Consider the following 6052-nt stretch of genomic DNA (forward strand, 5'->3'; position numbering starts at 1 on the left):
CATGTTCAGACTGAGCCAATACATGCGCGAACTGCTGCATCCAACCCCTTTGACGGCGCCACGCAAGCCGCCGGGACCGGTGGTGATCTGGAATTTGATCCGCCGTTGCAATTTAACCTGCAAGCATTGCTACACTACCTCCGCCGACATCAATTTCCCCGGCGAATTGAGCACGCCGGAAATTTACACGGTGATGGACGACTTGAAGGCGTTTAAAGTCCCAGTATTGATTCTGTCCGGCGGTGAGCCGTTGCTGCATCCGGATATTTTTGCTATCTCGCAGCGTGCTCGTGACATGGGATTTTATGTGGCTTTGTCCAGTAACGGCACCTTGATTAATCCATCTAACATCCAGCAAATTGCCGCCATCGACTACCAATATATCGGTGTTAGCCTGGATGGCATTGGCCAGACCCATGATACGTTCCGCCAGAAGCAAGGTTCGTTCGAGGCGTCGCTAGCCGGTATTCGTTTATGCCGTGAACACGACATTAAAGCCGGTGTCAGATTTACGCTGACCCAAGACAACGCCCACGATTTCGAGGGTTTGTTGCAATTGATGGACGACGAAGACATAGATAAATTCTACCTGTCGCATTTGAATTACGGTGGCCGCGGTAACAAAAACCGTAAAGACGACGCCGAGTTTCAGTTGACCCGCAAAGTCATGGACAGCTTGTTCGAAAAGTCTTTAAGTTGGGAGCAGCAAGGTTTGCACCGCGAGGTAGTGACCGGTAACAACGACGCTGACGCCGTGTATTTTCTACATTGGGTCAAGCGGCGGTTTCCTGAGCGCGCGGAGCACATCCGAACCAAACTACAGCAATGGGGCGGTAACGCCTCTGGCGTCAACGTCGCCAATATTGACAATCTCGGTAATGTCCATCCGGATACGTTTTGGTGGCATTACGGCTTGGGCAATGTGCGTAAACGACCTTTCTCCGAAATTTGGATGGACGTCAATGATCCGTTGATGGCCGGATTGAAAGCGTCGCCGCGGCCGCTGAAGGGACGCTGTGGTGAATGCCATTATCAAAGCATCTGCAACGGTAATACGCGGGTTCGCGCGCAGCAAATGACGGGCGATTTTTGGGCCGAGGATCCAGGCTGTTACCTGTTGGACGAAGAAATTTTGGCTTAGATGGGCTTGAGTTTGGTTAAGTTTGACCTTGGTGCATCAATGCACATGGGATGCTCCACAGCAATTTAGCCGAAGCTTGATCCGAAAAATCGGTATCCAATCGAGTCAGAGAGGCTTTTTTGATAACAATGTTGTCGGGAGTTGTGCCCAGAAGCCGGGAAATGGCAGTCGAAAAGTCCGGTTCGTGCCCGACTAGCCATGCGTCGCTTATGCCACGCCGGGCGAGTTTGCTAAGTTCGGTGAGTATAGTGGGTGTAGCTGTTTCGATTGCCAACCAACTAACGGTTTGCGGGGCCGGGCTGCCAGACAGGCTTTGGTTGAGGAGCCTTGCGGTCTGTTGGGCGCGTAACAGCGGGCTGCAATAAATTGATTCCGGAATTAAGCCGTTGGCCAAACAAAATGCAGCGATGCGTTTTACCTGCTTTTCGCCTTTATCGATTAAGGCTCTGTCCGAGTCGGGCAGCGATAAGCCACCAACTTCTGCGGTAGCGTGTCTGAGGAAGGTGATAAGCATGGTTGGTTTCCTTGTCGGACAGTTTTAACTGGAATCTTCGGCTATCGAGACGTTTGGGCTTTCGGCGAAGCGATGGAGTGTGTTTAAGTTCCAGCTAAATTTAGCGCAAATAGTTGCCTGGTTGTTACGCCTTTAGGGCTTTAACCGCTAGCCTGGGAAATATAGTGGATAATTCTTGACTGAATTACTAGGTATAGTCATAATCGCTCAATCTTTCAATTGCTTATAGAGTTTTATATGTCCGATCCTATTGTTTTTACCGACAGTGCAGCGCAAAAAGTAGCGGGTTTAATTCAGGAAGAGGGTAACGATAATCTTAAGCTCAGAGTTTATATCAGCGGTGGCGGCTGTTCCGGATTTCAGTATGGTTTTACCTTTGACGAAGAGGTGAATGACGACGATACGCAAATCCTCAAAGACGGTGTGACAGTGCTGATCGATTCGATGAGTATTCAGTATCTTAGCGGTGCCGAAATCGATTACAAGGAGGACTTGTCTGGTGCGCAATTCGTGATTCGCAATCCAAATGCGACCACTACCTGCGGTTGCGGCTCGTCTTTCTCAGCTTAAGCCGTTTTTACCCGGATAAATCCCACCTAATACCACGGGCGTAGCTGCGCCCGTGACGCTGCATAGATTTCCCGGCAAATTGTTCAGGGTTTGCCGTGCCAGCCAGGCAAAAGCAATCGCTTCGACATGGTCCGGGTCGATTCCCCGTTCCGCTGTCGACGTTACAGACATATCCAGACTTTTCCGTAACAGCTTCATCAATTGGCCGTTATGCGCTCCGCCGCCGCAAATCAAGGTTTGCAAGGTACGCGGCGCATATTGATTAATGGCGTCGGCGATAGTATCGGCGCTGAATTGACAGAGTGTGGCTTGAATATCTTCGGGCTCAAGGTCTGGAAATAAGCTGAGCTTTTGCTGTAACCATGCAGGCGAAAAATATTCCTTGCCAGTGCTTTTCGGTGGCGCTAGCCGGAAGTAATCGTCGTCACTTAAAGCTGCGAGCAAGGCAAGGTGCGCTTTGCCCTTGGCTGCCCAATCGCCGTTACGGTCATAATGCTGGTTGCAATGTTTTTGACACCACCAGTCCATTAAACCATTGCCGGGGCCGGTATCGAAGCCGATGACCGGTTTATCGTTTAACACCGTGATGTTGGCGATGCCGCCAATATTGACGATGACTCTGGCTTGTGCTGCGTCGCTAAAAACCGCTTGATGAAAGGCTGGAACCAGCGGCGCGCCTTGGCCGCCGACGGCAATGTCGCGGCGGCGGAAATCGGCGACCGTGGTGATGCCGGTGATTTCGGCGATGCGATTCGGGTCGCCTATTTGCAGAGAAAAGCCATTGGCAGTCTCCGGGGCGTGATAAACGGTTTGGCCGTGGCTACCGACAGCTTTGATTGCGCTCGCTGGGATCTGAGCGTTACTTAATAAAGTCAGCGCGGTTTCGCCGAATAAACGACCGATCTGGCTATCCAGCGAGCCGTAATCTGTTAATAAAACAGGTTGATTCGCTTGACTAAGCTTGTGAATTTTTTGCCGGAGTTCGGGGGGGAATGCTTGGTAATGGAATGCGACAAGTTGTATTTTGCCGTTGCTAAAATCCACAAGACCAGCATCGATACCATCGACGCTGGTCCCTGACATTAAGCCTATATAAAGCTCGGACACTGTATTAGTTTTGAGCAACCATTGCGTCGCCTTTGGCTTGTTTCAGTTGCGCCAAAAATGGCTGGGTTTGTGCTTTGAATTTGGCCAATAAGGCTTTGTCCATAGGCATAGAGTGCGGTATTTTGGCGGTAACCGGGTTGACATGCATGCCACCGATACGGAATTCATAATGCAAATGCGGGCCGGTAGCTAAGCCGGTTTTGCCGACATAACCGATCACGTCGCCTTGTTTGATGGCGCTACCGAGTTTTTGACCGGATTTGAAACCGGACAGGTGGGCGTACAAAGTTGAGTATTTTTGGCCGTGTTCTATTTCCACTACATTGCCGTAGCCGTTTTTCACGCCGCGGAAGACAATTTTGCCGTCGCCGGTGGTTTTAACTGGTGTGCCGATGGCTGCGGAATAATCGACGCCTTTGTGAGCGCGGATGGTGTTTAGGATGGGATGCTTGCGGTGCAAATCAAAGTGCGAGCTGATTTTGGCAAAATCCATCGGCGTTTGCAGAAAGGCTTTGCGCAGGCCGTTGCCGTCCGGGGTGTAATAACCGGTGTTGCCTTGGTTGTCTTCGAAGCGCACGGCGGTATAGGTTTTGCCTTGGTTGACGAATTCAACTGACAGGATCTCGCCGGTATCGAATTCTTTACCGTCTACAAACAGCTTTTCATAGACGACGGTAAATTGGTCGCCGTCTCTTAAATTAAGTGCGAAGTCGATGTCCCAGGCAAAGATGTCAGCCAGTTTCAGGATTAGTTTTTCCGGCAGGCCAGCTTCCTTGCCGTCTTCGAACAGTGAGGAATCGATAGAGCCTTTAGCGCTGGCAATTTGGTAATCGACTTTTTTACTGAGTAGTTCCACGTCGAAATTGTCGTCATGCCGCGTGGCTATCAATGTTTCGAACGGATTTTTGCTGTAAGTCAACTGTTCCAGTTCGCCTGAAGCGTTCAACGTAGCGACGACGTCTTGACCTGGTTCGACGTCGGCGAATTGTTTGCCCGTAGGGTTGGCGTGGATGATTTTATGCAAATCTTCCCGGCTTAAATTGAGTGCGGAAAAAATGCTGGAGAGGTTCTCGCCGGATTTAACGGTGTGTTCAAGTTCCTCGGTGATGTTGAGGTGTTGCGCTTCGGGAGGTTCTACGTATTTGGTGTATTGGTTGATCTTGGACGAGATCAGTCTGTCTTGCTCCAAGGTTTTTGCGTCTTCAAAACCTTTATGCGGTATCAATCCGTAACTTGCGCTGGCGGCAACAACGGTGCAGGTGCCTAAAAGCACCGACTTGAGTATTCTGTTCTTCACAGTAATCACACTTCATTGTTTGTCGAGCGTTTCATTGTAGGGAATTTTGGTGCATAAGGCCAACAAAAGGCCATTTTTTATCCTTCCCTACAATTCCATCACTTATAATGCGCGGCCAAAACTTAAGGCTAATTGGAGAATAAATTGTTGCAAGAAACCTTGGCTCAGTTGCGTTACGGCGCTGAAGAAATTTTGCTGGAATCTGATTTGGTCAAAAAATTGGAGGAAAATCGGCCGCTAACAATAAAGGCCGGATTTGACCCGACCGCGCCTGATTTGCATCTGGGGCACACGGTGCTGATTAATAAGCTGAAGCAATTTCAGGATGCCGGGCATAACGTGCAATTTTTGATCGGCGATTTTACCGCGATGATAGGTGATCCGACTGGCAAAAACGTCACCCGTAAACCGTTGAGTCGTGAAGAAGTGGCGGAAAACGCGAAAACCTATCAGGCGCAGGTGTTCAAAATTCTTGATCCCGAAAGAACCGAGGTGAAGTTCAATTCGGCGTGGATGGGGGCGATGACCAGTGCTGAGCTAATCCAGTTGGCGGCAAAAAATACCGTGGCGAGAATGCTGGAGCGTGATGATTTCAGTAAGCGATATAAGGGTGGTCAACCGATTGCAATTCACGAATTCTTGTACCCCTTAATACAAGGCTATGACTCGGTGGTCATGAAAGCGGATGTTGAGCTGGGTGGTACGGATCAGAAGTTTAACCTGTTGATGGGTAGGCAATTGCAGGAAGGTTATGGGCAAAAACCTCAGGTCGTGTTGACTATGCCGATTTTGGAAGGGCTTGATGGCGTGCAGAAAATGTCCAAGTCACTTAATAACTACATAGGCATTGCGGACGCGCCCGACGATATGTTTGGCAAGATCATGTCGATTTCCGACGAGCTCATGTGGCGTTATTTTAAATTATTGAGCTTTAAGCCAATGACTGAAATAGAAAGTTGGCGGACTGCGTGTGAGAGTGGCGAGAACCCAAGAAATTACAAAGTTGCGCTTGCCCAGGAGATTGTTGGTAGATTTCATGGGTTGCAGGCTGCAAAAACGGCTCTGGAAAGTTTTGAGGCTCGGTTTCAGCGTGGAGCTTTACCGGATGTTATCGAAGAGGTTCAAATAAAGGTCGATGAGCAGGGGATGCCGATTGCTAATGTATTGAAAAATGCTGGTTTAGTGGAAAGTACTTCTGAAGCACTACGTTTGATCAAACAAGGTGCAGTAAAGATTGATGGTGAAAAATTGGAGGATCCCAAAGCTTTAATTTCGGCGCCTGCGAGGCATGTTTATCAAGTAGGGAAAAGAAAGTTTGCGCGAATAGAAATAATTTCTTGACGCGAGGATGTTGGGTGATTAGAATGAGCGGCTCTTCACTGCTCTGGCTTTTAAGTTTTAGCGGTGAAGCGGTCGACTTGGT

6 protein-coding genes are annotated in these 6052 nt (G+C 49.3%); 3 read left to right on the forward strand and 3 right to left on the reverse strand.

Annotation, left to right across the window (positions count from 1 at the left end; all coding sequences use genetic code 11):
* The first annotated feature begins 1 nt into the window (after position 1).
* Complete coding sequence (gene nirJ / locus QLH52_RS23300) at positions 2–1141, forward strand: heme d1 biosynthesis radical SAM protein NirJ (RefSeq protein WP_319963135.1); 1140 nt, start codon at positions 2–4, stop codon at positions 1139–1141.
* A gap of 16 nt (positions 1142–1157) precedes the next feature.
* Here the strand turns inward: nirJ and QLH52_RS23305 are convergent, their stop codons facing one another.
* On the reverse strand, positions 1158–1655 hold the full coding sequence (locus QLH52_RS23305) for a SixA phosphatase family protein (RefSeq protein ID WP_319963136.1): 498 nt from the start codon (positions 1653–1655) through the stop codon (positions 1158–1160).
* A 237-nt stretch (positions 1656–1892) separates the two neighbouring features.
* On the opposite strand from QLH52_RS23305, the gene erpA reads away from it, so the two are divergent.
* Positions 1893–2225, forward strand: coding sequence for an iron-sulfur cluster insertion protein ErpA (gene erpA, locus QLH52_RS23310; RefSeq protein WP_033159303.1), 333 nt, complete (start codon positions 1893–1895; stop codon positions 2223–2225).
* On the opposite strand, the gene QLH52_RS23315 is transcribed toward erpA, so the two are convergent.
* Positions 2217–3332: an anhydro-N-acetylmuramic acid kinase gene (locus QLH52_RS23315; protein ID WP_319963139.1), complete on the reverse strand. Its 1116-nt coding sequence runs from the start codon at positions 3330–3332 to the stop codon at positions 2217–2219. The two genes, erpA and QLH52_RS23315, sit on opposite strands and share 9 nt — an antisense overlap.
* 4 nt (positions 3333–3336) lie before the next feature.
* On the reverse strand, positions 3337–4629 hold the full coding sequence (locus QLH52_RS23320; RefSeq protein ID WP_319963137.1) for a peptidoglycan DD-metalloendopeptidase family protein: 1293 nt from the start codon (positions 4627–4629) through the stop codon (positions 3337–3339).
* A 147-nt stretch (positions 4630–4776) separates the two neighbouring features.
* On the opposite strand from QLH52_RS23320, the gene tyrS reads away from it, so the two are divergent.
* Entirely contained in the window at positions 4777–5970 is a 1194-nt protein-coding gene (gene tyrS / locus QLH52_RS23325) for a tyrosine--tRNA ligase (RefSeq protein ID WP_425257972.1), read from the forward strand.
* Positions 5971–6052 lie beyond the last annotated feature (82 nt).

This window comes from Methylomonas defluvii (genome assembly GCF_033949435.1).
GTDB lineage: Bacteria > Pseudomonadota > Gammaproteobacteria > Methylococcales > Methylomonadaceae > Methylomonas > Methylomonas defluvii.